At 57.4% G+C, this 20,368-nt stretch carries 20 protein-coding genes; 10 read left to right on the forward strand and 10 right to left on the reverse strand.

The window, feature by feature from the left end:
• Window positions 1–66 precede the first annotated feature (66 nt).
• Entirely contained in the window at window positions 67–1,281 is a 1,215-nt protein-coding gene (gene rluB, locus E4T63_RS07655) for a 23S rRNA pseudouridine(2605) synthase RluB (protein WP_135295197.1), read from the forward strand.
• Window positions 1,282–1,423: 142 nt separating this feature from the next.
• Here the strand turns inward: rluB and E4T63_RS07660 are convergent, their stop codons facing one another.
• On the reverse strand, window positions 1,424–2,389 hold the full coding sequence (locus E4T63_RS07660) for a hypothetical protein (RefSeq protein ID WP_041073062.1): 966 nt from the start codon (window positions 2,387–2,389) through the stop codon (window positions 1,424–1,426).
• A 71-nt stretch (window positions 2,390–2,460) separates the two neighbouring features.
• Entirely contained in the window at window positions 2,461–2,598 is a 138-nt protein-coding gene (locus E4T63_RS28485) for a hypothetical protein (RefSeq protein ID WP_003222780.1), read from the reverse strand.
• Between the two features lie 893 nt (window positions 2,599–3,491).
• On the opposite strand from E4T63_RS28485, the gene E4T63_RS07665 reads away from it, so the two are divergent.
• Entirely contained in the window at window positions 3,492–4,913 is a 1,422-nt protein-coding gene (locus E4T63_RS07665) for an amino acid permease (protein WP_135295198.1), read from the forward strand.
• A 54-nt stretch (window positions 4,914–4,967) separates the two neighbouring features.
• On the opposite strand, the gene glyA is transcribed toward E4T63_RS07665, so the two are convergent.
• Window positions 4,968–6,317 (reverse strand): serine hydroxymethyltransferase, encoded by a 1,350-nt coding sequence (gene glyA, locus E4T63_RS07670; protein WP_135295199.1) that lies wholly within the window; start codon window positions 6,315–6,317, stop codon window positions 4,968–4,970.
• A gap of 570 nt (window positions 6,318–6,887) precedes the next feature.
• Here glyA and E4T63_RS07675 point away from each other — a divergent pair.
• Both E4T63_RS07675 and E4T63_RS07680 read left to right on the forward strand, forming a co-directional pair.
• On the forward strand, window positions 6,888–7,493 hold the full coding sequence (locus tag E4T63_RS07675) for a helix-turn-helix transcriptional regulator (protein WP_135295200.1): 606 nt from the start codon (window positions 6,888–6,890) through the stop codon (window positions 7,491–7,493).
• Window positions 7,477–8,352 carry a queuosine precursor transporter gene (locus E4T63_RS07680; protein WP_135295201.1) on the forward strand — a complete coding sequence of 292 codons (876 nt, stop codon included), beginning with the start codon at window positions 7,477–7,479 and terminating at the stop codon, window positions 8,350–8,352. Before E4T63_RS07675 ends, E4T63_RS07680 begins: the two co-directional genes overlap by 17 nt.
• A 62-nt stretch (window positions 8,353–8,414) precedes the next feature.
• Here the strand turns inward: E4T63_RS07680 and queC are convergent, their stop codons facing one another.
• Window positions 8,415–9,113 carry a 7-cyano-7-deazaguanine synthase QueC gene (gene queC / locus E4T63_RS07685; protein ID WP_097090165.1) on the reverse strand — a complete coding sequence of 233 codons (699 nt, stop codon included), beginning with the start codon at window positions 9,111–9,113 and terminating at the stop codon, window positions 8,415–8,417.
• A 146-nt stretch (window positions 9,114–9,259) separates the two neighbouring features.
• Here queC and arfB point away from each other — a divergent pair, with 146 nt between their 5' ends.
• Window positions 9,260–9,673, forward strand: a complete 414-nt coding sequence (arfB, locus tag E4T63_RS07690) for an alternative ribosome rescue aminoacyl-tRNA hydrolase ArfB (RefSeq protein WP_103368136.1) — start codon at window positions 9,260–9,262, stop codon at window positions 9,671–9,673.
• Window positions 9,674–9,872: 199 nt separating this feature from the next.
• Entirely contained in the window at window positions 9,873–11,165 is a 1,293-nt protein-coding gene (locus E4T63_RS07695; protein ID WP_135295202.1) for a hypothetical protein, read from the forward strand.
• Between the two features lie 62 nt (window positions 11,166–11,227).
• Here E4T63_RS07695 and E4T63_RS07700 read toward each other — a convergent pair whose 3' ends face one another.
• The 6 genes from E4T63_RS07700 to phhA all read right to left on the reverse strand — a co-directional run bounded on the left by E4T63_RS07700 (window position 11,228) and on the right by phhA (window position 15,703).
• Window positions 11,228–12,427, reverse strand: a complete 1,200-nt coding sequence (locus tag E4T63_RS07700) for an MFS transporter (protein ID WP_049827945.1) — start codon at window positions 12,425–12,427, stop codon at window positions 11,228–11,230.
• A gap of 104 nt (window positions 12,428–12,531) precedes the next feature.
• A complete protein-coding gene (locus E4T63_RS07705; RefSeq protein WP_003222790.1) occupies window positions 12,532–12,714 on the reverse strand; it encodes a hypothetical protein in 183 nt (60 codons plus the stop codon).
• A gap of 70 nt (window positions 12,715–12,784) precedes the next feature.
• Entirely contained in the window at window positions 12,785–12,916 is a 132-nt protein-coding gene (locus E4T63_RS28805; protein WP_256214475.1) for a hypothetical protein, read from the reverse strand.
• Between the two features lie 327 nt (window positions 12,917–13,243).
• Window positions 13,244–14,437: an amino acid aminotransferase gene (locus tag E4T63_RS07710; RefSeq protein ID WP_135295203.1), complete on the reverse strand. Its 1,194-nt coding sequence runs from the start codon at window positions 14,435–14,437 to the stop codon at window positions 13,244–13,246.
• Window positions 14,437–14,793, reverse strand: a complete 357-nt coding sequence (locus E4T63_RS07715; RefSeq protein ID WP_064586543.1) for a 4a-hydroxytetrahydrobiopterin dehydratase — start codon at window positions 14,791–14,793, stop codon at window positions 14,437–14,439. The genes E4T63_RS07710 and E4T63_RS07715 overlap by 1 nt, the downstream gene beginning before the upstream one ends.
• Window positions 14,794–14,911: 118 nt before the next feature.
• Window positions 14,912–15,703, reverse strand: a complete 792-nt coding sequence (gene phhA / locus E4T63_RS07720; protein ID WP_135295204.1) for a phenylalanine 4-monooxygenase — start codon at window positions 15,701–15,703, stop codon at window positions 14,912–14,914.
• 395 nt (window positions 15,704–16,098) lie between these two features.
• Between phhA and E4T63_RS07725 the strand changes: the two genes are divergently transcribed.
• The 4 genes from E4T63_RS07725 to flgH all read left to right on the forward strand — a co-directional run bounded on the left by E4T63_RS07725 (window position 16,099) and on the right by flgH (window position 20,354).
• Window positions 16,099–17,661 carry a sigma-54-dependent transcriptional regulator gene (locus E4T63_RS07725; RefSeq protein WP_096796287.1) on the forward strand — a complete coding sequence of 521 codons (1,563 nt, stop codon included), beginning with the start codon at window positions 16,099–16,101 and terminating at the stop codon, window positions 17,659–17,661.
• 374 nt (window positions 17,662–18,035) lie between these two features.
• Window positions 18,036–18,776: a flagellar basal body rod protein FlgF gene (locus E4T63_RS07730; RefSeq protein WP_007965507.1), complete on the forward strand. Its 741-nt coding sequence runs from the start codon at window positions 18,036–18,038 to the stop codon at window positions 18,774–18,776.
• Between the two features lie 45 nt (window positions 18,777–18,821).
• Complete coding sequence (gene flgG / locus E4T63_RS07735; protein ID WP_003222804.1) at window positions 18,822–19,607, forward strand: flagellar basal-body rod protein FlgG; 786 nt, start codon at window positions 18,822–18,824, stop codon at window positions 19,605–19,607.
• Window positions 19,608–19,658: 51 nt separating this feature from the next.
• Entirely contained in the window at window positions 19,659–20,354 is a 696-nt protein-coding gene (gene flgH / locus E4T63_RS07740) for a flagellar basal body L-ring protein FlgH (RefSeq protein ID WP_027613958.1), read from the forward strand.
• Window positions 20,355–20,368 lie beyond the last annotated feature (14 nt).

The raw sequence follows: 20,368 nt of genomic DNA on the forward strand, positions 1-20,368 counted from the left end.
TCGCCCGAAAACCAGATTTCAATGCTTCAGGCGCCGCCTGAACAGACCACACCGGGAGGTGCCCAGATGAGTGACATCAATCAGCAAGACGACCAGGAAATCGGCCCAGCAGGCGAAAAACTGCAGAAAGTCCTCGCCCGTATCGGCGTTGGCTCGCGCCGTGACGTCGAAGCCTGGATAAGCCAGGGCCGGATCAAGGTCAATGGCAAAGACGCTACCCTCGGCCTGCGCGTCGACATGCACGACGCCATCACCATCGATGGCAAGGTGATCAAGCGCGAAGAGGCTGCCGAGTCGGTACGCCGCGTGATCATGTACAACAAGCCCGATGGCGAAATCTGCACCCGTGACGACCCGGAAGGCCGTCCGACCGTGTTCGACAAGCTGCCGCGTCCGAAAGAAGGCCGCTGGATCAACATCGGTCGTCTCGACATCAACACCACCGGCCTGCTGATGTTCACCACCGACGGTGAGCTGGCCAACCGTCTGATGCACCCGTCCTACGAGATGGACCGTGAGTACGCCGTGCGTGTACGCGGTGAAGTCGACGACGAAATGATCGAGCGCCTGAAAGCGGGCGTGGTGCTGGAAGACGGCCCGGCGCGTTTCACCGACATTCAACAGGCACCGGGCGGCGAAGGCTTCAACCACTGGTATCACTGCGTGGTGATGGAAGGCCGTAACCGTGAGGTTCGTCGTCTGTGGGAATCTCAAGGGCTGGTGGTTAGCCGTCTGAAGCGCGTGCGTTTCGGTCCGGTGTTCCTCAACTCTGATCTGCCGATGGGCCGCTGGCGCGAAATGAGCCAGTACGAAGTCGATGTACTGAGTGCTGAAGTCGGCCTGACGCCAGTAGCGATGCCGCAACTCAACGCCAAGAGCAAGGACAAGCTGGAACGTATGCAGCGCAAATCGTCGCGGCCGATGGCCAAGACCGAGCGCGTGCGTACCCTGCGTCCAGCCGCTGGCGCGCCGACCGGTCCGCGTCCGAGCCGTGAGCCGCAGATCGAAGGCGAGCGTCCGGGGCGCAAGCCGGCTGCACGTCCGGATGGCGAGCGCGCTCCGCGTGGTCGTACCGAGCGTGGCGAAGGTCGTGCGCCGGCCGGTCGCGGTACGCCGGTAGCGGATCGTCCTGCCGACACCAGCAACAAGCGTCCGGCCAAGCCTGCACCGAAGCGTCCGGGTATCAAGCTGGTCGACGGTGACAAGCCGTCGGGCAAGCGCCGTGGCGCACCGGCCGGTTCCGGTCAGCGTCCGGGTTTCGGGCGCAAGAAGCCGGAGTGATCGGCTTTAGCGTCTGAATGAAAAACGCCAACCGCAGGGTTGGCGTTTTTTTTCGTCTGGCGGAAGGTATGTAGCGTCTGAGCGGGCCTCTTCGCGGGCTTGCTCGCGAAGAGGCCAGTGGCTTCAATAAAGAAAAATCAGGCTAGAACACAAACCGCCCATCAAACACTGGCTTGTCATCCAGCGCCAACACCCCGCCAGAGAAGATCAGGTCCAGGTGATGACTGCCCTTGGCCCCACCACCCAGCCCCAGATGCAACCCACAGTGCCGCTCTTCGAACCCGGCATTGCGCGCATACAGATCTTTCACCCCTTCATTGGTACCAATCCCCAATTCCTCGATGCGCCGGTTCGAAGGGTTGGCGTCCAGGTATTTGTTGAAGTCGTGTTCCAGCCCCGGCACATCGGTGGCGATGCGGCTGATGGTCGAATTCTCGATCCACAGTTCCAGTGGCGACTCCAGCACGCCGTACTTGCGCGCAAACGGGATGGTGCTGAGGAACGTGCCCTTGAATTTCACATGGCCGTTGATGGCTTCGCTGTGGGTGGCGATTTCGCCGGGGGCCAGGTCGAAGTTGCCGACACCGTTGATGTCGGTCCACTTCTTGATGCTGCTCAGCGGCGTTTCAAACCAGGAGCCGTGGTCGTCCTTGAAGCTCAGCGTCGTCGCTTGGGACATGCGCTGGATCAAGTGGCTGTTGAGCCCGGCGATGCGCTGCGGGGTGACGCTGAAAGTGTCGTAGAAATAGTCGCCGTAATCCTTGAACAGCAGCGACTTCTTCCAGTTTTCCGCCATCACGCCCTGCAGGGCGCGAACGAACTCCGGGCCGTCGGGGCGCGGGTTGGGCAGGGTGGAAGAGTCGTAGAAGAAAATGTACAGATCGCTGTCGGCAATCGCCGCGGTCAGCGTTGCGGTGCTTTCCAAGTCCAGGCGACGGGCACTGAACGTGAAGCGGGGATGATCGCCGGCCTGTTCGGCGATGGCGCCGGTCAGGGCTTCGTAATCGGCGGTGTGGCCGAGCAGTACCTTCGCCGAATCGAGACCGGCAAGGGCAGGGTGATGTTCGAGGTAGTAAAGGAAATGCGAGATCGCGCGGGGCTTATCCATGAGTCCTCCCTGACTGACCGTGAAGAAAGCGGCAGGCACGACCGGCCGGATCGTGCCTGCCCGGGGATGTCTTACAGAGGCCACATCGCCGTGCCGAACGGAACCACCGCGTCGGCTTGCATCATTTCCACGGCGGCCTCATGGGTTGGTGCTTCAAACCATTCGTCCAGTTGCAGTTCGGTATCCAAGTCTTTTTCCAGTGCTTGCATGGTCGATCTCCTAGATGACTTTCACGGTTATGACTGGCCGGTCGAGTTGGCCGGCAAGACGTGAAGAACCTAGTTCAGGGTGTTTTGTAATGCAAAAAATTATTTATTTAAAATTTAAATAAACTTTTTATTCTGTTTTTAAGCGGCGGATTTCTTATTTGAAAACAAAAAACTAAGCGGCAACTTTCATTAGCAAGCTTGCTACCGTCAATTTGCAGACGTCCTACAGAATTTTCCGAAATGGAAAATCTGCGTTACGCCTCGTAAAGAAAAGTTTACGAAAACCCCGGTAAAGCCCAGTGGATTTAACCCTCTGCCGAGGCTGTAAGGAAAACCTGCCGAAGCCCGGCTGCAAAGGCGTCGCGCAGGGCTCTGGCGCGCTTGTTTCAGCGCTGTTTGCAGGGTGAGATGCGCCTCATGCCTGTCGTGCAGGTGCATAACAAGAAGGAGGCGCAATGAACGCCGTGATCGATCTCCACTTCTCTGCGCGGGACGTTTTTTTCCTCGTCCCCGTCGATGGCCTGCAAAGGCCTGACTCAATTTTTGCAGCCGCCCGAGTGTCTCGAGGCGGACCCACGCAATCCCGGCAAGCGCCACGCTGATCCAGCGGGGTCTGGCAGCAGGGGGTTAGCGGTGTACAATGCGCCGCGTTTTAACTGTGACCCTCTGCGTAATCGCGCAAACCTCAAGGTTATCCGCCTTGTTCACTCCGCCACGTCACAAGCGTGTCGGGTTCGATTTCGTCACAGATAAAAACAAACAGGTGACGCATGACCGTTGTAAAAACGCTGAATTCCTGGTGCTTGCGCTGGGGTTTGATCGGGGTTGTCTGAAATCGCAACCTTGCAGCAACGTCTACTGAACATCATCAAACCTTGCGTGAGACCTTTTTCATGAGTGGACAACCCTCGCAATCAGGCGAGCTGAAACGCGGCCTGAAAAATCGCCATATTCAACTGATCGCCCTCGGTGGCGCGATCGGTACCGGATTGTTCCTCGGCTCGGCCGGGGTCCTGAAATCCGCCGGCCCGTCGATGATCCTTGGCTACGCCATCTGCGGCTTCATCGCCTTCATGATCATGCGCCAGCTCGGCGAGATGATCGTCGAAGAGCCGGTGGCCGGTTCCTTCAGTCATTTCGCGCACAAGTACTGGGGCGGTTTTGCCGGTTTCCTGTCGGGCTGGAACTGCTGGATTCTGTACATTCTGGTGGGCATGTCGGAGCTGACTGCAGTCGGCAAATACATCCATTACTGGGCGCCGGACATCCCGACCTGGGTCACCGCCGCCGCCTTCTTCGTGCTGATCAACGCGATCAACCTGGCCAACGTCAAAGTCTTCGGGGAGGCCGAATTCTGGTTCGCGATCATCAAAGTCGTGGCGATCGTCGGCATGATTGCGCTGGGCAGCTACCTGCTGGTCAGCGGCCATGGCGGCCCACAGGCCTCGGTCAGTAACCTGTGGTCGCACGGCGGGTTCTTCCCCAACGGCGTCAGCGGTCTGGTGATGGCGATGGCGATCATCATGTTCTCCTTCGGTGGCCTGGAAATGCTCGGTTTCACTGCAGCCGAAGCCGACAAGCCGAAAACCGTGATCCCGAAAGCGATCAACCAGGTGATCTACCGCATCCTGATTTTCTACATCGGCGCGCTGGTGATCCTGCTGTCGCTGACTCCTTGGGACAGCCTGCTGGCAACCCTCAACGCGTCCGGCGATTCGTACAGCGGCAGCCCGTTCGTGCAGGTGTTCTCGATGCTCGGTAGCAACACTGCCGCGCACATCCTCAACTTCGTGGTGCTGACCGCAGCGCTGTCGGTGTACAACAGCGGCACCTACTGCAACAGCCGCATGCTGCTGGGCATGGCCGAGCAGGGCGATGCGCCGAAAGGTCTGGCGAAAATCGACAAGCGCGGCGTGCCGGTGCGTTCGATCCTCGCGTCCGCGGCTGTCACGCTGGTGGCGGTGCTGCTCAACTATCTTATCCCGCAGCAGGCGCTGGAACTGCTGATGTCGCTGGTGGTTGCAACACTGGTGATCAACTGGGCGATGATCAGCTTCTCGCACTTCAAGTTCCGTCAGCACATGAACAAGACGCAGCAGACACCACTGTTCAAGGCGCTGTGGTACCCGTACGGCAACTACATCTGCCTGGCGTTCGTGGTGTTCATCCTTGGCGTGATGCTGCTGATCCCGGGCATCCAGATCTCGGTGTACGCGATTCCGGTGTGGGTCGTGTTCATGTGGGTCTGCTACGTGATCAAGAACAAGCGCGGTGCGCAGCAGGCGCTGCACGCGGCGGGTTCTGCCGCGAAGTAAGCCAGACGCAGAAAGTGAGAAACCCGGCCAATGTGCCGGGTTTTTTATTGGTCGTCAGACGTATTCGGCGATGGGATGGGCTGTGCAGAACGCTTCGGTCTGCAACCGGAATTGCTCGCGCAAGGCCGGTTCCAGCAGGTAATCCTGCTCGCTGATCGGTCTCACACTGTCGAGGATCCGGCAGATCAGATCGACGATCTGGCGACATCCCCGCGGATCGATTCTGCGCTGCGCGATGGAGCCCGTGCCGATGCGCAGACCGCTGGTAATGAGTGAAGGGCGTGTCTCGCCCGGTACACGATATTTGTCCACGATAATTGCGCAACGCTCCAGCGCCGACTCGGCAATGGCGCCGGTGATGCCGCCACGCAACCGAATCAATACCGTATGGTTTTCACTGCCCCCGCCGACGACTTCGTAGTCGTGAGCCTGAAAGGCGCTGGCGAACTCGTCAGCCGTGCTACGAACCCGCCCCATGCTTCTGTCGAACTCCGTGGACTTTGCGTAAGCCAGAGCCGCCGCCTTCGCAGCGATCATGTTGACGGCAGGCGCACCCTGCATTCGCGGATAAACGGCCTGGTCGAGGGCGCGGCTGAATGTCGTCCTCAAGCCGGGCACCTTGGTGTTCGCCGCTTGACCCGAAAGGATCAGACCGCCACGCGGGCCCATGAGTTGTTTGTGGGTGCAGGTGGTGGTGACGTGTGCGACGTCGATCGGACTGGGATGCCGCCCTGTGGCAACCAGTCCGGCGATATGCGAAATATCGGCGAGCAGGATGGCGCCGGCTTCATCGGCAATCTCGCGAAATCGTTGGAAATCGATGACCCGTGAGTACGCCGTCGCGCCGCACATGATGATGCGTGGGCGATGGGCGAGCGCCAGTTTGCGCACCTGGTCGTAATCGATGATCCCTGCTGAAGTCGTGCCGTACCGAATCGCCTTGTAGTAAATGCCGGCGAATGAGGTGGAGCTGCCATGGGTGTGATGGCCGCCGTATTTGACGCCCATTCCCAGCAGGGTATCGCCTGGTTCGAGCAGGGCGGTCAGCACGTGGTAATTGGCGTTTGATGCCGAATGCGATTGCACGCTTGCGTACTGGGCATCGAACAGTTCCCGCGCTCTGCGGATGGCAAGCGCTTCGACCAGATCGACGTTTTCGCACCCGCCGCCGTAACGTCTGCCGGGCAACCCCTCGGCCGTCACATTGACCAGTGCCGAAGCGGAGGCGGCCAGGGTCATGGGCCTGACGGCGCAAGAGGAGGAGACCAGCGACAGCACCTGGTGCTGACGGGCAACTTCCGCGTCGAGGATCCCTGCCAGTTCGGCGTCTTGCGCCCACAGATCCGCCAGGCCCCGTTGCAGCAGATCAGCCTGGTTCATGAGCGGTTCGGTATGGACTGCCATTGTCTGTATTCCTTCCCTGTGTGCAGCGCGCTGCGAACGAGCGCGACTTCCTTGGTTTTACCGGAGGGTGCGTGCGTTTCTGCCCTTGACCGACCGGATACAGCGGATTCCTTGTTTTCGCGGCAGTGCGCGCAAACTAATCTCTGTATCGACGACCCGTTTTCTGCTGACTGCGGTCGCTGCCGACAGCCCGGTTGCCCGTCGCATCATAGGTTTTTCACGGCGGAACACCAGAAAATTAATCAGAAAAATGAACATTGTTCAAATAAAATGATTCTTTTCTCCGGGCCTCAGGGTGTAAAACTGCAGGCGGGAAGGATCGCTATTCACGAGATTCTGCTGGCCGATAAGCAGAACTGACGGGTCAGTACAGAATTCGAATTGTTCTTTTTGGTTCACGCCAGCGGTGTTGTTCACACTATGTTTATGCCGAAATCAGGGAGGGGGAATGCTATGATCTGCCGCGGCTCTAATACCCGTATAACTATTTCTTAGTGGGCCTGTTGAGTCCCTGAATGATGATTCGAGGGGTATTTTCAAATTGCCTTTATAAAAGACGGTAAGCATTCCATGCACAGAAGAGAACGATCGGAGAATCTGAAGAACAATATCAAGTACCTGATAAAGAGTCGTGGGGAAACGCAGCTGTCGTTATGTAATTCCAGTGGACTGACCCGAACCACGATCTACAACATTCTTGAAGGTAAAGTGGTCAACGTACAGCAGTCCACTGTGCGCAAGATTTCCGACTTTTTCGGAGTGTCCTACGAAGAGATAGAGACGATCTCGTTTGAAGAAAAGGAAATCATCGACAGCAGCATCTCGCCGCAGGGCAACATGAACCCGGCGGCAGTGCCTGTCATCAAGGAAAGTCTGCTTCTAAAGAATCTGGATAAGCGAATCGGCGAGTTGGCGACGATTTTTCCACTGACTTACTATTTTGGAACGTCCTTCAATTTGATAGGCGTCCTGCTGGAAAATGAAGTCAGTGGCATGAATGAACCGGGCGACCTGCTGATCGTGCAGAAGGGCGCGGCAAGTATCGACAAGGAAAAACTGGTGTATGACAAGGTTAGTAAAAAGTTATTCATAACAACTGAGGTTGATCTTGCGCTGGAGAGTGTTTGTGTTGTCGGGGATATAATCGAGGAACGATTTAATGGATTGCAGCGTTGAAAGGGAAAACACCAAATATAAGCTGTTGGGGTTCGAAAACGGAAAAAGCCTGGCGGTGATCATGGTCATTGCGACAGGCAAGATAATTAAAATAAAACTGAGTGAAGTGTTGAATAGTGAGATTATGGATAATCTGAACAAGATAGAAGTAAAGAATCTGTACAAGAAATTCTACTCCCAGGGAGGGTCGCTTACCGCTTATGAAATAAATGATCGCCACGAGAGTTCCTGGATGATTTATATCATTCTGAACCTGATGCTGTTCACGCTTTATATTTTTACCAGCATTGCGGCGACCAAGCCTATCTATCTGGAATATTTTGATATTGTCGTAACGCCGGGTACTTTCCTGTATCCGCTGACGTTTTTGATCGTCGACTTGCTGAATGAAACCTTCGGCCTCCGGTTGGCGCGCAAGGCGATACTCTTCGCGTTCATCAGTAATGCGGCCATTATCATTTTGCTGGCCATGACTACGTACCTTCCCGGGCTACCCGGGTGGAAACTCGACGGGCCTTACAATGATGTGATCAGTCAGTTGTCGTCGGTGCTGGTAGCTTCGTCTGTATCGTTTCTGGTGTCGGAAAATATAAACTCTTATCTGTTGTGCAAAATCAAAGAACTGACCAACTCCCGATTTCTCTTCTTGCGGGTGTTTCTGAGTACTTTGTTTGCGGTGATAATCGACAGTTTTCTTTTCTGCTACATCGCCTTTTACGGGGCGATGGAGAACAGCGCGATACTCAGCATGATTTACGTCCAGATCGCGATAAAGGTCGGTTTTGCGTTCTTCAATATCATGCCGGCATACGGTGCCAGGTCATTGTTCAAGAGGTATCTGACGGGTAGTCAGGCTTGATGGATTAAATAATGCGCTCACTCGAAATTTTCAAGTGAGCGCATTTTTATATGCTGGGTGCTTTATTGCAGATTCAGCTTCGTTTTCAAGCTGTTCATCACCTCATCCTTGTTTTCCAGAAACTCATTGAGGCCTTTTGCGCGAAGATTGCAAGCGTCGCAATTTGCACATCCGCTACCGGTTATGCCGTTGTAGCAGGTCAGTGTCTGGTGGCGAACCAAATCAAGCTGATGGTGATGATCGGCCAGTGCCCAGGTTTCCGCCTTGTTCAGCCACATCAGCGGAGTATCAAGTTTCAATGGGTAATCCATGCCCAGCTCAAGGGCTTTGTTGAGTGCCTTGACGAACTCGTCCCGGCAATCCGGATAGCCCGAGAAGTCCGTTTCGCAAACCCCGGTGATTACCGTTCTGGCTTGTACCTGATAGGCGTAAATAGAGGCGAGGGTCAAAAACAGGATGTTTCTTCCCGGCACAAAGGTGCTTGGCAGACTTTCGCCAGAACTATTAACCGTCGGAACCGGGATGTTGTCGCGAGTCAGGCTGCTGATGGCCAGCTCATTGAGCAAAGATACATCCATCACTTTATGCACGGTCACGCCGAGCTGTTTGGCCAGTTGCTGCGCGACTTCGATTTCCGCGCGATGACGCTGACCATAGTCAAACGTGATGCAATGAATTTCGTCATAGTGGCTCAGTGCATGGATCAAACAGGTCGTCGAGTCCTGTCCGCCACTAAAAACGATAACTGCTTTATTGCTCATGCTTATGCTTCCTGCATTGAACTGGTAAATTTTCGCTGGGGATCATAACGCGAAACGATTGATGCAAGAAGTTGCGCATGGCCGCAGGAGACCTGCTTTGTGGCTAATCGCGGTATCCTGCACGCTCTGAATTCGGACTTTTTTCCATGCTGGTGATTTCCAACAACGTGCATTTGCCGGATGCCGAGATCGAACTGACGTACATCCGCGCGCAAGGCGCCGGTGGGCAGAACGTCAACAAGGTCTCCAGCGCCGTGCACCTGCGCTTCGACATTCCGGCCTCGTCCTTGCCCGAGTTCTACAAGGAACGGCTGCTGGCGCTGCGTGACAGTCGCATCACCAGCGATGGCGTGCTGATCATCAAGGCTCAGCAGTACCGCACGCAGGAAGCCAACCGGACCGATGCGCTGGAGCGCCTGACCGAGTTGATCCTCAGCGCCACCAAGGTTGAAAAGAAACGCCGCCCGACCAAACCAACCCTCGGCTCGAAGAAGCGCCGGCTCGAATCCAAGACCAAGCGCGGCAGCATCAAGGCTGGGCGCGGCAAGGTGGATTTTTAAGAATTGGCGTCTTGAAATTGTTCCATTTCAGCAGGCGCGAGCAATGTATCCATTACGCGCCACTCAATTTAAATCAATTTCCGGATATCGAACGACTCTCTTATTACTAATTGGTCTACCTGACTGTCATATCTGACAGGTGTGCCGGATGCTGTTACACGTTTACTGAGCTCTCTTTTCATTGATTGAGCAAAAGTAAATGAATAACTTAAATATTGTGCGTGGTACTCCTGATACTGATTTTGGTGCGCGCGGTGAGGTCGTTTTATATGGAAAAGAACATCAGAGACTTCAATCTCGGGTCGTCACTCTTCTCTCAGAACCGAACAGGATTCTTTGCGCCGCAACTGACGAGGAGCGGCAAGAGATTTACCTGTGCATGCTTGATGAGGAAGGAGGTATCGACGAGAGCTTCGGAAAAGCGGGTAGTGTTTTTTTCAAACTCTCGGAGTTTTTTCCTGGGTGGGATTTGCCGCAGCCCTATAGCGTGAAGTTTGATAGTGTTCATGGCAAGTATGTGTTGGGGTTCTTCGCTCGTAAAGACGGCTTTAATCGTGCTACCGGTCTGGCTCGATTCGATTTGAATGGGGGACTTGATGAAGGGTTTGGTAGCAAAGGAGTCATGTTGTGGAGTCCAGATCTGAAAGATGTTGTTCCTTCAAGTTCAGATGTTCCAAAGGTGAAGCAGCCTCTGACGGATAAAGGCCGCGACTACCACGGAACTTTGGAATTATTGGACGATGGCGGCGTTTTGCTTCTGACCACGCTTGATGAAAGAGGACTTTTCGATAGTGCGATCCTGGTCAAGTTAAAAAATAACGGTAGTTTGGACGGAGCGTTCGGTAATGGCGGGTACCGATTGGTTTTTCGAGGTCCGTCTGTCTTAGTCATAGGACAGGATATGTTTCGCCAAGGGAATGGTTATGTTGTCGCCGCTTCAGACGGTCTACGTGATAAACGTTGGTTTGTTGGCCGGTATGATGCCCGTGGTAATCTTGACTCCAGTTTTGGGGCAGGAGGTTATTATGATGGAGTACCTTCGGTTAAAAATGTGATTCTGAAACGTGACGATAAGTTTTATATTGTAGGTACTTCGGATAATGGAGTTCCGCAGTATCTGTATCTCCAGCTTCAACGTCGCGGGCTCAAAGGCGAGGAAGATCCACTTTTTGGCAAACAAGGGTGGGGAGGATTTATCACTGATGATTTCAGCGATATCTATGTGACGAAAGCAGCACTCTATAATTTGAAATCAACCGTTGTGGTAGCAGGTTATGCTTATTTGCGTGTTGGGTCGGATAGTCAGGCATTTATTGCCAGTCTTGAACAAGACATGGGTTGGGACGAGGGGTTTGGTGTTGCTGGAAAGGTTGTATTTCCAAAAGACCAGATTATTCACGATCTCGCTGTTCAGGAAGATCGAAAAATTGTGTTTGTATCCAGTAAAAATAGAGAAAACGGTAGCTTCGCCATTTTCCGTTTGCATGGTTAGCTTATAAAAGCCGCGGTTGTGCATTGGCCATTCGGAACCAATGAATGGCCAATATTGGGCGATCAATGAAAGTGGTGTTTTGGTTTAATGCGGTACAAATACACACTCAGGATCAGGCCGCTCAGTGAGGCAATGGCGGCAAACAGAAAGATCGAAGCAAAACCGAAACCGGCCGCAATTGCCCCCGCCAATGGTCCGGTGATCCCCAGCGACAAATCGATGAACAGCGAATACGCGCCGACCGCCGCACCACGGCTGGAGGCTGGCACCAGGTTCACCGCTTCCACGCCCAGCGCCGGGAATACCAGCGAGAAGCCGAAACCGCTCAACGCCGCCCCGGCCAGCGCCCAATGCGCATCCGGCGCCAGCCACAGCAGTAACAGGCCGAGGGTTTCCACCGAGAGGCAGGCGATCGCTACGCGGAAGCCGCCGAGGCGGTTGATCAGGTTGCCGAACAGCAGTCGCGCGCCGATGAAGCTGGCGCCGAACAGGCTCAGGCACAGCACCGCGTTGTCCCAGTGCCGGGTGGCGTAATACAGGGTGATGAAGGTGGCGATGGTGCCGAACCCGATCGAGCCCAGCGCCAGGCCGCAGCCGTGCGGGAACACGCGACCGAGCACATGCATGAATGGCAGGCGCTCACCGGCGACAATCGGCGCCGCGGTTTTCGGCCACGCCAGCAGCAGGCCCAGCGCTGCCAGCAGAATGATGCTGACGCCCATGCTCCACAATCCCAGCTGGCCGACCAGCCAGACCCCGAACGGCGCGCCGACCGCGAGCGCGCCGTAACTGGCGATGCCGTTCCAAGAGATGACTTTGGCGGTGTTCGCCGCGCCAACGCGGCCGATGCCCCAGCCGATCGAACCGGAGCCCACCAGACTTTCCGCGCTGCCCAGCACCAGACGCCCGATCAACAGGCTGATCAGACTGAACATCGGCAAGTTGGGTGTCCACGCCGAAATCAGCATAAACACACCACTCAAGCCGCATCCGGCCAGACCGATCATCACCGCGCGCTTGCTGCCCTGGTTGTCGATGATCTTGCCGGCATACGGACGGCTGAGCAGGGTGGCGAGGTATTGCACGCTGATCACCAGCCCGGCGATCACCGCGCCGAAGCCCAGATCACTGTGGACGTAACCCGGCAGCACGGCGAGCGGAATGCCGATGTTCAGGTAGCCGATGAAGGTGAAGAGGACGATGGACACGACTTGCAGCGTGACCGCCAGGGGGCGCTGGGGTTGTGGCATAGAGGACGACATGAGAAACGATCCACGGCAAAGCAGGATTAGATAGGCTGCTTATGATACCGGCGCGCACGCGTCAGGGGCGGGGAAAAGTAAAACTATTTGCCGGGAGGGTGGAATCACGGTTTGGCCGGGGCGACCAGTTGCGTGGTGACGAGGGCGGCGAGGGCGTTTTCTTCGCTGCCGAAACGGGCGAGCAGGGCGGCCTGTTTTTCCGGGGAGAGACGGTTCCAGATCTCGATCATTTTCTCGGTGGCGCCGATCAGGACGGCAGCTTGGCTTTCAGAGAATTCGTCGGTCATGGCGGGCTCGGTTTCAGGCAGTGTGGAAAGCGCATCTTAGCGCTTTCCACACGGTCTGTACGGCGGGGTTTTACTCTTCGCTGTCGGCCTGGCGGCTCTCAACGGCTTCTTTCGGCTCGGGCTGTTGGGCACCGGCTTGTTGCGTGGTCGTCTGCTCAGGTACGTGCAGGCTTGGGAAGGGGAGATTAGGAATCTCGTGCATGGTTGCGCTCCTCGCTAAGTCTGTTGATAGATCTGGTAGATCCGCGCTTCTTGAAAGCCTGCGCAGGATACAGCAGGAAAAATGACAATCAGACTTTTAATTGAAAATAATGCGACAGATGGCCGCAGGGGGGGCGTATTCCAAGTGTGGGTGTGAATGAACCTGTGGCGAGGGGATTTATCCCCGATCGGCTGCGAAGCAGTCGTAAAACAATTGCACGCGCCATGTCAGACATTTCGCGATTGCAGTGTTGGGGCCGCTTCGCTGCCTATCGGGGATAAATCCCCTCACCACAGGGCTCACTCCTACAAGGGGGGGGGCGCGGGGTTATTTGCAGGCGTTGGCGATGGCCTCGGCCAGCAATGCCAGGCGCGTGGCGTCGATCCCGGCGACGTTGGCCCGACCCGAGCTGACCATGTACACGCTGTGCTGCTCACGCAGTTGTTTGACCTGCTCCGGTGACAGCCCGGTGTAGGAGAACATTCCGCGTTGCACGCCAATGTGCGCAAAGCGCTCGCGCAGACCGTGTGGTTCCAGTGCTTCGACCAGACCGCTGCGCAATTGGGCGATGCGCAAGCGCATGGCTTCCACTTCATCGGCCCAGCGCGCTTTCAGCTCCGGGTCGGCGAGGATGGTCGCCACCACGGCCGCGCCGTGATCCGGTGGCGTCGACCACAGGTTGCGGGCGATGTTGGCCAGTTGGCTGCGGATGTCGATCAGCTTGTCGGCGGTTTTCGCGCAGACGATCAGCGCGCCGGTACGGTCGCGGTACAGGCCGAAGTTCTTCGAGCAGGAGCTGGTGATCAGCAGCTCAGGCACCTCGGCGGCGAACAGTCGGGTCGACCACGCGTCCTGCTCCAGTCCGTCGCCAAAGCCCTGGTAGGCAAAGTCGATCAGCGGCAGCAGGTCACGGCGGCGCACGACGTCGAGCACACGCTGCCAGTCGTCATGGTTCAGGTCGAAACCGGTCGGGTTGTGGCAGCAGGCATGCAGCAGCACCACGTCGCCTTGCGGCACTTCGTTGAGTGCGGCGAGCATCGCATCGACGTCGAGGCGGTTGTCGCTGCCCACGTACGGGTAGTGACTGACCTTGACCCCGGCCGCAGCAAAGATAGTTTCGTGGATCGGCCAGGTCGGGTTGCTCAGCCACACGCCTTTGCCCGGCAGGCACTGGGCGATGAAGTCGGCCGCCAGACGCAGGGCACCGGTGCCGCCAGGAGTCTGGGTGGCGCCGGCGCGCTGTTCGGCGATCAGCTTCGAGTCGGCGCCAAGCACCAGTTCATTGATGACTTTGCCGAACAGCGGATTGCCGTGACCACCGATGTAGGTCTTGGTGTCCTGGCTTTCGACCAGTCGCGCCTCGGCGATTTTCACCGCTTCGGGGATCGGCGTCAGGCCCTGGGCATCCTTGTAGACGCCAACGCCGAGGTCGAACTTGCGCGGGTTACTGTCCTGCGCATAGGCCTCCATCAAACCGAGGATCGGGTCGCCGGGTACCCGGCCGATGGCGTCAAAGTGCATTACTTGCGTCCTTCTGCGGTCTTGGCCACTTCGTCAGTGCGCGCGGCCATGATGAAGTCGTTGCGGTGCAGGCCCTTGATCGAGTGGCTCCACCAGGTCACGGTGACTTTGCCCCACTCGGTCAGCAGGCCCGGGTGGTGACCTTCGGCCTCGGAGATCTCGCCGACGGCGTTGGTGAACGCCAGCGCATGCTTGAAGTTCTTGAACAGGAAAACTTTCTCCAACTGCATGATGTTGTCGCGTACTTCGATGTTCCAGTCAGGGATCTGCTTGATCAGGATCGGCAGTTCTTCGTCGCTGACTTGTGGCGCATCGGCACGGCAGGCTTCGCAGTGGGCTTGGTTCAAAGTGGACATGGTGTGATTCCTGAAATCGAGTGTGTTTTTTTTATAGAAACTATCGGCCCGTCAATGCCGTCACGCTAAACCAAAGTGACGGCGACTGACAGACTCAATTCTCAGCAAAAGTCGCGGATCACGCGGCTTTCGGTTTTGGCGGAAACTTCGGAGCGTGCAAACCCAGCTTCATGCCTTGGCGAACCATGGCCATGATGTCTTCATGGGCAACGTCGAACAGGCGCTTGAGGTTCGGCAGGACAAAGTACAGCGGCTGCAGGATGTCGATGCGATACGGTGTGCGCATGGCTTCCAGCGGATCGAAGGCCTGATGCTCGGGTTCATCCGACAGCGAGTAAACGGTTTCTTTTGGCGAGGACAGGATGCCGCCGCCGTAGATGCGTTTGCCTTGCGGGGTGTCGACCAGACCGAACTCGATGGTCATCCAGTACAGGCGCGCCAGATACACGCGTTCTTCCTTGGTGGCCTGCAGGCCGAGTTTGCCGTAGGTGTGGGTGAATTCGGCGAACCATGGGTTGGTCAGCAGCGGGCAGTGGCCGAAGATCTCGTGAAAAATGTCCGGCTCTTGCAGGTAGTCCAGTTCTTCGCGGGTACGAATGAACGTGGCCACCGGAAACTGTTTGCTGGCGAGCAATTCGAAGAAGGTCTGGAAGGGGATCAGTGCCGGGACGCGGGCAACCTGCCAACCGGTGGTCTCACCGAGCACCTTGTTGATCTCGCCCAGCTGCGGAATGCGGTCGTGGGGCAGACCGAGTTTTTCGATACCGTCCAGGTACTCCTGGCACGCGCGACCCTCGATCACTTTCAGCTGGCGGGTGATCAGCGTGTTCCACACCGCATGCTCTTCGGCGGGGTAGTCGATAAAACCTTGCGCATCGGGCTCGCGGGCCACGTATTGCGTCTGCTTCATACTGCTCTCCTGCTAGGGGAATTCGTTCTTGTTATGTCCAGCGATGGACTGAGAATTACCCGAGAGTGCGGCGTGATGCAGCAGGTTGAACGAGTTCCTTATAGGAACAATCGCCATATTTCGTAAAGAAATCGTTACGCTTTGGCCGGTATCTCGCGTTTGCGGTGATTTGCAGGTTTGAAAAGGGCTGTGGCTGTCACATAATCTTGACAACTATCTGCGCGCCTCGACAGAAAAGTCAGGCAAAACCGCAGCGCAAATCTCTTGTGGGAGCGGGCTTGCTCGCGAAAGCGGTGTGTCAGCTGAATGAATGGCGACTGACACACCGTCTTCGCGAGCAAGCCCGCTCCCACAGGGATTGTGTTCAACCCCTCATCCTTGTCGGGCCTCTTTATATGCGTATCAAAGTCCACTGCCAAAACCGCATCGGCATCCTGCGCGACATCCTCAACCTGCTGGTGGAGTACGGGATCAACGTTGCACGCGGCGAGGTCGGCGGCGAGCACGGCAACGCGATCTACCTGCACTGCCCGAATCTGATCAACATCCAGTTTCAGGCGCTGCGACCGAAGTTCGAGGCGATTGCCGGGGTGTTCGGCGTCAAACGCGTCGGGCTGATGCCCAGCGAGCGTCGGCACATGGAGTTGAACGCGTTGCTTGGCGCGCTGGAATTCCCGGTGCTGTCGATCGACATGGGCGGCTCGATCGTTGCGGCCAACCGCGCGGCGGCGCAGTTGCTCGGAGTGCGCGTGGATGAAGTGCCGGGGATTCCGCTGTCGCGCTATGCCGAGGATTTCGATTTGCCGGAACTGGTGCGCGCCAACAAGTCGCGAATCAACGGCATGCGCGTCAAGGTCAAGGGCGACATCTTTCTCGCCGACATCGCGCCGCTGCAATCGGAGCACGACGATAGCGAAGCCATGGCCGGTGCGGTACTGACCTTGCACCGCGCCGACCGCGTCGGTGAGCGCATCTATAACGTGCGCAAACAGGAATTGCGTGGCTTCGACAGTATCTTCCAGAGCTCGAAAGTGATGGCCGCTGTCGTGCGTGAAGCGCGGCGCATGGCGCCGCTGGATGCGCCGCTATTGATCGAAGGCGAAACCGGCACCGGCAAAGAATTGCTTGCCCGTGCCTGTCACCTCGCCAGTCCGCGTGGACAGTCGCCGCTGATGGCGCTCAATTGCGCAGGGCTGCCGGAGTCGATGGCCGAGACCGAACTGTTCGGCTACGGCCCCGGTGCCTTTGAGGGCGCGCGCGCCGAAGGCAAGCTCGGCCTGCTGGAACTGACGGCGGGCGGTACGCTGTTCCTCGATGGCGTCGGTGAAATGAGCCCGCGCTTGCAAGTGAAGTTGCTGCGCTTTCTGCAGGACGGCTGTTTCCGCCGGGTCGGCAGTGATGAAGAGGTGTATCTGGATGTGCGGGTGATCTGCGCCACTCAGGTCGACTTGTCTGAGTTGTGCGCGCGCGGCGAGTTTCGTCAGGATCTGTATCACCGCTTGAACGTGTTGTCGCTGCACATCCCGCCACTGCGCGAATGCCTCGACGGTTTGACCCCGCTGGTCGAGCACTTCCTCGATCAGGCCAGCCGCCAGATCGGTTGCTCGCTGCCGAAACTGGCGCCGGCGGCGATGGATCGCCTCAGTCATTATCACTGGCCGGGCAACGTGCGGCAGCTGGAGAACGTGCTGTTTCAAGCGGTTTCACTGTGCGAGGGTGGCACGGTCAAGGTCGAACACATTCGCCTGCCGGATTACGGCGTGCGTCAGCCGCTTGGCGATTTCTCGCTGGAGGGTGGGTTGGACGAGATCGTCGGGCGTTTTGAGAAAGCCGTACTGGAGCGGCTGTACTCCGAACACCCGAGCAGTCGGCAACTGGGTAAGCGGTTGGGGGTTTCGCATACCACCATCGCTAATAAGCTCCGCCAATACGAAGTTGGTAAAGACCCCGAGAGTTAACAGCAACACTGTGGTGAAAAGAGCTTTTGTGGTGAGGGGATTCATCCCCGAAGGGTGGCGAAGCCGCCCCAAACCAGCGAATGCGGTTCATCTGTTACACCACCATGTATGGATTGGGGGGCTGCTGCGCAGCCCATCGGGGATAAATCCCCTCACCACAGGTTCTTTTTCCATCTGCAACAATCGGGATTGCCGCCCAGCGGCATAACACCGCCGGTTTTTCGACTTCGATACATTTCCAATTTCCCCGCAAAACCCCGCAAGTCCTTTGTTTACCGGGCCGCAAGCCGCCAGAAAAAAGTTGGTCTGCAAATTGCTTATGGCTCAGCAGTACAGCGGTGGGCGGCAAACGTCCGGCATGCAGAGGAAAGAGTGTGGACAAGTACCTTTATGTGGCAATGACCGGCGCCAGTCAGAACGCACTGGCGCAAAAGGCACATGCCAACAACCTGGCGAACATCTCCACCAATGGTTTTCAGCGCGATCTGGAGCAGGCGCGTTCGATGCCGGTGTTCGGTGACAGCTTTCCGGCGCGTGCGTTTGCCATGAGCGAACGGCCCGCCACCGACTTCACCGCCGGTTCGCTGGTGCAGACCGGGCGTGACCTCGACGTCGCCGTGACCGGCAACGGTTTTATTGCCGTGCAGAACCCTAACGGTGGCGAAAGCTACGTGCGCACCGGCAGCCTGAACATCGACGCCCTCGGCGTATTGCGCGCCGGCAACGGCATGCCGGTACTCGGCAATGGCGGTCCGATCGCCGTGCCGCCGGAGCAGCAGGTCGAAGTCGGTGAAGACGGCACCATCAGTATTCGTGCGATGGGCGAAGGCCCGCGCGTCATGGCGGAAGTCGACCGGATCAAACTGGTCAACCCGGACATCAAGAACCTCAACAAGGGCCTCGACGGTTCGATCTACACCAAGGATGGCCAGCCGGCGCCGGCCGATGCCAACGTCAAACTGGTGTCGGGTTTCCTTGAGTCGAGCAACGTCAACGCCGTGGAAGAAATGACCTCGGTGCTGGCCCTGGCCAAGCAGTTCGAGTTGCACGTCAAGATGATGAACACCGCCAAAGACGACGACCAGGCCATGGCTCGGGTCTTGCAGATCAGCTAATTATCAGAACGTCGCGCCGTAAAACAGGCGCACGAGGAGAATCGAATGCTTCCGGCTCTATGGGTTGCCAAAACCGGTCTGTCCGCCCAGGACACCAACCTGACCACCATTTCCAACAACCTGGCGAACGTCTCGACCACGGGTTTCAAACGTGACCGTGCCGAGTTCCAGGACCTGCTGTACCAGATCAAGCGTCAGCCAGGCGCCCAGTCGACCCAGGACAGCGAACTGCCGTCGGGTCTGCAACTGGGTACCGGTGTGCGCATCGTCGGCACGCAGAAAAACTTCACCGCCGGCAGCCTGCAAACCACCGAGCAGCCGCTGGACATGGCCATCGACGGTCGCGGTTTCTTCCAGATCCTGCAGCCGGACGGCACCACGTCCTATACCCGTGACGGTACTTTCCACCTCGACTCCAACGGCCAGATCGTCAACGCCAGCGGTTTCGCCCTGGAGCCGGCCATCGTCATCCCGAACAACGCGCAGAGCTTCACCGTCGGCACCGACGGCACCGTGTCGATCACAGTGCCAGGCAACCCGGCCGCTCAGGTGATCGGCAACCTGCAAACCGCCGACTTCATCAACCCGGCCGGTCTGCAGGCAGTGGGCAACAACCTGTTCCTGGAAACCGCTGCTTCCGGCGCGCCGCAAATCGGCACCCCGGGCCTGAACGGTTTCGGTACCACACTGCAGAACACCCTGGAAGGTTCCAACGTCAGCACCGTTGAAGAGATGGTCAACATGATCACCACTCAGCGCGCTTACGAGATGAACTCCAAGGTGATCTCCACCGCCGACCAGATGCTCTCGTTCGTAACGCAGAATCTGTAATCAAGTCTATGGGGCGGCCTGAGGTCGCCAGCAACACCGTGAGGTAGGGTCATGAAACGCTTCGTATCTGTTCTGGCATTGGGTGGGGTCGTCTCGCTCGCGGGCTGCGTCGCACCGACGCCCAAGCCCAATGACCCTTATTACGCTCCGGTGTTGCCACGCACGCCATTGCCGTCTGCGGCCAATAACGGCTCGATCTATCAGGCCGGCTTCGAGCAGAACCTGTACAGCGACCGCAAGGCATTCCGGGTCGGTGACATCATCACCATCACCCTGAACGAGAAGACTCAGGCGAGCAAGAACGCCAACTCCCAGGTGGCCAAGAACAGCAAGACCGGCATCGGCCTGACTTCGCTGTTTGGCGGCAGTGGCACCACCAACAACCCGTTGGGTGGCAATGACCTGAGCCTCGACGTCGGCTACAGCGGCGACCGCGCGACCAAGGGCGACAGCAAGGCGGCGCAGGGCAACACCCTGACCGGTTCGATCACCGTGACCGTGGCCGACGTGTTGCCCAACGGCATCATCGCCGTGCGCGGCGAGAAGTGGATGACCCTCAACACCGGCGACGAGTTGGTGCGGATCGCAGGTCTGGTGCGTGCCGATGACATCGCCACCGACAACACCGTGTCGTCGACCCGTGTCGCCGATGCGCGCATCACCTACTCGGGCACCGGTTCGTTTGCCGATGCGAGTCAGCCAGGCTGGTTCGACCGTTTCTTCCTCAGCCCGCTGTTCCCTTTCTAGGTGGCGACTTTGAA

The organism is Pseudomonas fluorescens (genome assembly GCF_004683905.1).
In the GTDB taxonomy this organism is placed as follows: Bacteria; Pseudomonadota; Gammaproteobacteria; order Pseudomonadales; family Pseudomonadaceae; genus Aquipseudomonas; species Aquipseudomonas putida_A.

Excerpts from the sequence above, each read along its gene's own strand:
- rluB (WP_135295197.1), top strand. The coding sequence starts at position 67 with ATGAGTGACATCAATCAGCAAGACGACCAGGAAATCGGCCCAGCAGGC.
- E4T63_RS07660 (WP_041073062.1), bottom strand. The coding sequence starts at position 2,389 with ATGGATAAGCCCCGCGCGATCTCGCATTTCCTTTACTACCTCGAACAT.
- E4T63_RS28485 (WP_003222780.1), bottom strand. The coding sequence starts at position 2,598 with ATGCAAGCACTGGAAAAAGACTTGGATACCGAACTGCAACTGGACGAA.
- E4T63_RS07665 (WP_135295198.1), top strand. The coding sequence starts at position 3,492 with ATGAGTGGACAACCCTCGCAATCAGGCGAGCTGAAACGCGGCCTGAAA.
- glyA (WP_135295199.1), bottom strand. The coding sequence starts at position 6,317 with ATGGCAGTCCATACCGAACCGCTCATGAACCAGGCTGATCTGCTGCAA.
- E4T63_RS07675 (WP_135295200.1), top strand. The coding sequence starts at position 6,888 with ATGCACAGAAGAGAACGATCGGAGAATCTGAAGAACAATATCAAGTAC.
- E4T63_RS07680 (WP_135295201.1), top strand. The coding sequence starts at position 7,477 with ATGGATTGCAGCGTTGAAAGGGAAAACACCAAATATAAGCTGTTGGGG.
- queC (WP_097090165.1), bottom strand. The coding sequence starts at position 9,113 with ATGAGCAATAAAGCAGTTATCGTTTTTAGTGGCGGACAGGACTCGACG.
- arfB (WP_103368136.1), top strand. The coding sequence starts at position 9,260 with ATGCTGGTGATTTCCAACAACGTGCATTTGCCGGATGCCGAGATCGAA.
- E4T63_RS07695 (WP_135295202.1), top strand. The coding sequence starts at position 9,873 with ATGAATAACTTAAATATTGTGCGTGGTACTCCTGATACTGATTTTGGT.
- E4T63_RS07700 (WP_049827945.1), bottom strand. The coding sequence starts at position 12,427 with ATGTCGTCCTCTATGCCACAACCCCAGCGCCCCCTGGCGGTCACGCTG.
- E4T63_RS07705 (WP_003222790.1), bottom strand. The coding sequence starts at position 12,714 with ATGACCGACGAATTCTCTGAAAGCCAAGCTGCCGTCCTGATCGGCGCC.
- E4T63_RS28805 (WP_256214475.1), bottom strand. The coding sequence starts at position 12,916 with ATGCACGAGATTCCTAATCTCCCCTTCCCAAGCCTGCACGTACCTGAG.
- E4T63_RS07710 (WP_135295203.1), bottom strand. The coding sequence starts at position 14,437 with ATGCACTTTGACGCCATCGGCCGGGTACCCGGCGACCCGATCCTCGGT.
- E4T63_RS07715 (WP_064586543.1), bottom strand. The coding sequence starts at position 14,793 with ATGTCCACTTTGAACCAAGCCCACTGCGAAGCCTGCCGTGCCGATGCG.
- phhA (WP_135295204.1), bottom strand. The coding sequence starts at position 15,703 with ATGAAGCAGACGCAATACGTGGCCCGCGAGCCCGATGCGCAAGGTTTT.
- E4T63_RS07725 (WP_096796287.1), top strand. The coding sequence starts at position 16,099 with ATGCGTATCAAAGTCCACTGCCAAAACCGCATCGGCATCCTGCGCGAC.
- flgG (WP_003222804.1), top strand. The coding sequence starts at position 18,822 with ATGCTTCCGGCTCTATGGGTTGCCAAAACCGGTCTGTCCGCCCAGGAC.
- flgH (WP_027613958.1), top strand. The coding sequence starts at position 19,659 with ATGAAACGCTTCGTATCTGTTCTGGCATTGGGTGGGGTCGTCTCGCTC.